The 2,956-nt window shown below is 51.2% G+C and carries 3 protein-coding genes; all 3 read left to right on the plus strand.

Going from position 1 to position 2,956, the window contains the following annotated elements; genetic code table 11:
- Positions 1-453 (plus strand): 30S ribosomal protein S7 (gene rpsG / locus KQJ18_RS23055; protein ID WP_253297556.1); only part of this gene is annotated, 453 nt, incomplete at its 5' end.
- A gap of 96 nt (positions 454-549) precedes the next feature.
- Positions 550-2,664, plus strand: a complete 2,115-nt coding sequence (gene fusA / locus KQJ18_RS23060; RefSeq protein WP_038634754.1) for an elongation factor G — start codon at positions 550-552, stop codon at positions 2,662-2,664.
- Positions 2,665-2,733: 69 nt separating this feature from the next.
- A partial coding sequence (locus KQJ18_RS23065) for a GTP-binding protein (RefSeq protein WP_000031665.1) occupies positions 2,734-2,956 on the plus strand: 223 nt, incomplete at its 3' end.

Raw genomic sequence — 2,956 nt, forward strand, 5'->3', positions numbered from 1 at the left:
ATTGGTCAGCGTAAAATTCTGCCGGATCCGAAGTTCGGATCAGAACTGCTGGCTAAATTTGTAAATATCCTGATGGTAGATGGTAAAAAATCTACAGCCGAAACTATCGTATACAGCGCGCTGGAGACCCTGGCTCAGCGTTCTGGTAAAAACGAACTGGAAGCTTTCGAAGTAGCTCTCGAAAACGTGCGCCCGACTGTCGAAGTTAAGTCTCGCCGCGTTGGTGGTTCTACTTATCAGGTACCAGTTGAAGTCCGTCCGGTCCGTCGTAATGCCCTGGCAATGCGTTGGATCGTTGAAGCTGCTCGTAAACGCGGTGATAAATCCATGGCTCTGCGCCTGGCGAACGAACTTTCTGATGCTGCAGAAAACAAAGGTACTGCAGTTAAGAAACGTGAAGACGTTCACCGTATGGCAGAAGCCAACAAGGCGTTCGCACACTACCGTTGGTAATCCCTTCGGAGTTTTAGTCACCAGGCGGGCGCTTCCAGTAAGCAGCCCGCTTTGGGCTACTTAAATTGAACGCCTAAAAGATAAACGAGGAATCAAATGGCTCGTACAACACCCATCGCGCGCTACCGTAACATCGGTATCAGTGCGCACATCGACGCCGGTAAAACCACTACTACCGAACGTATTCTGTTCTACACCGGTGTAAACCATAAAATCGGTGAAGTTCATGACGGCGCAGCCACCATGGACTGGATGGAGCAGGAGCAGGAGCGTGGTATTACTATCACCTCCGCAGCGACTACTGCATTCTGGTCTGGTATGGCTAAGCAGTATGAACCGCATCGCGTAAACATCATCGACACCCCGGGGCACGTTGACTTCACTATCGAAGTAGAACGTTCCATGCGTGTGCTTGATGGTGCAGTAATGGTTTACTGCGCAGTTGGTGGTGTTCAGCCTCAGTCTGAAACCGTATGGCGTCAGGCAAACAAATATAAAGTTCCGCGCATTGCGTTCGTTAACAAAATGGACCGTATGGGTGCGAACTTCCTGAAAGTTGTTGGTCAGATCAAAACCCGTCTGGGCGCGAACCCTGTTCCGCTGCAGCTGGCGATTGGCGCTGAAGAAGCGTTCACCGGTGTTGTTGACCTGGTGAAAATGAAAGCCATCAACTGGAACGAAGAAGATGCAGGCGTAACCTTCACTTATGAAGATATCCCGGCTGACATGCAGGAACTGGCTGACGAATGGCACCAGAACCTGATCGAGTCCGCAGCGGAAGCTTCAGAAGAGCTGATGGAGAAATACCTGGGTGGTGAAGAACTGACTGAAGAAGAGATCAAAAAAGCTCTGCGTCAGCGCGTTCTGAACAACGAAATCATCCTGGTAACCTGTGGTTCTGCGTTTAAGAACAAAGGTGTTCAGGCGATGCTGGATGCGGTAATTGATTACCTGCCATCCCCAGTCGACGTACCTGCGATCAACGGTATTCTGGACGACGGTAAAGATACTCCGGCTGAGCGTCACGCTAGCGATGATGAGCCGTTTGCTGCTCTGGCATTCAAAATCGCTACCGACCCGTTCGTGGGTAACCTGACCTTCTTCCGTGTGTACTCTGGTGTGGTTAACTCCGGTGACACCATCCTGAACTCCGTGAAAACTGCACGTGAGCGTTTTGGCCGTATCGTTCAGATGCACGCCAACAAACGTGAAGAGATCAAAGAAGTTCGCGCGGGCGATATCGCTGCTGCAATCGGTCTGAAAGACGTGACCACTGGTGACACTCTGTGTGACCCGGATCACCCGATCATTCTGGAACGTATGGAATTCCCTGAGCCGGTAATCTCCATCGCGGTAGAACCGAAAACCAAAGCTGACCAGGAAAAAATGGGTCTGGCTCTGGGCCGTCTGGCTAAAGAAGACCCGTCTTTCCGCGTATGGACTGACGAAGAATCTAACCAGACTATTATCGCTGGTATGGGTGAGCTGCACCTCGACATCATCGTTGACCGTATGAAGCGTGAATTCAACGTTGAAGCGAACGTCGGTAAACCTCAGGTTGCTTACCGCGAAGCGATTCGCGCGAAAGTTACCGATATCGAAGGTAAACACGCTAAGCAGTCTGGTGGTCGCGGTCAGTACGGTCATGTTGTTATCGACATGTACCCGCTGGAGCCGGGTTCAAACCCGAAAGGCTACGAGTTCATCAACGACATCAAAGGTGGTGTAATTCCTGGCGAATACATCCCGGCCGTTGATAAAGGCATCCAGGAACAGCTGAAATCTGGCCCGCTGGCTGGTTACCCGGTTGTTGATCTGGGCGTGCGTCTGCACTTCGGTTCTTACCATGACGTTGACTCCTCTGAGCTGGCGTTTAAACTGGCCGCTTCTATCGCCTTCAAAGATGGCTTTAAGAAAGCGAAACCAGTTCTGCTTGAGCCTATCATGAAGGTTGAAGTAGAGACTCCGGAAGAGAACACCGGTGACGTTATCGGTGACTTGAGCCGCCGTCGTGGTATGCTTCGTGGTCAGGAATCCAACGTCACTGGCGTTGTTATCCATGCTGAAGTTCCGCTGTCTGAAATGTTCGGATATGCAACCCAGCTGCGTTCTCTGACCAAAGGCCGTGCTTCTTACTCCATGGAGTTCCTGAAGTACGACGATGCGCCGAACAACGTTGCTCAGGCCGTTATTGAAGCCCGTGGTAAATAAGCCACAGGATTAAAACCTAAGTCCCGTGCTCTCTCCATAGGGGAGAGCACTATAGTAAGGAATATAGCCGTGTCTAAAGAAAAATTTGAACGTACAAAACCGCACGTTAACGTCGGCACCATCGGCCACGTTGACCACGGTAAAACTACCCTGACCGCTGCAATCACCACCGTACTGGCTAAAACCTACGGCGGTGCTGCTCGTGCATTCGACCAGATCGATAACGCGCCGGAAGAAAAAGCTCGTGGTATCACCATCAACACTTCTCACGTTGAATATGACACCCCGACTC

This window comes from Citrobacter sp. S55_ASV_140, assembly GCF_018919505.1.
GTDB classification, from domain to species: domain Bacteria; phylum Pseudomonadota; class Gammaproteobacteria; order Enterobacterales; family Enterobacteriaceae; genus Citrobacter; species Citrobacter werkmanii.

What these genes read in the sequence shown, in the direction of transcription:
- fusA (WP_038634754.1), top strand. Translation starts at nt 550, where the DNA reads ATGGCTCGTACAACACCCATCGCGCGCTACCGTAACATCGGTATCAGT.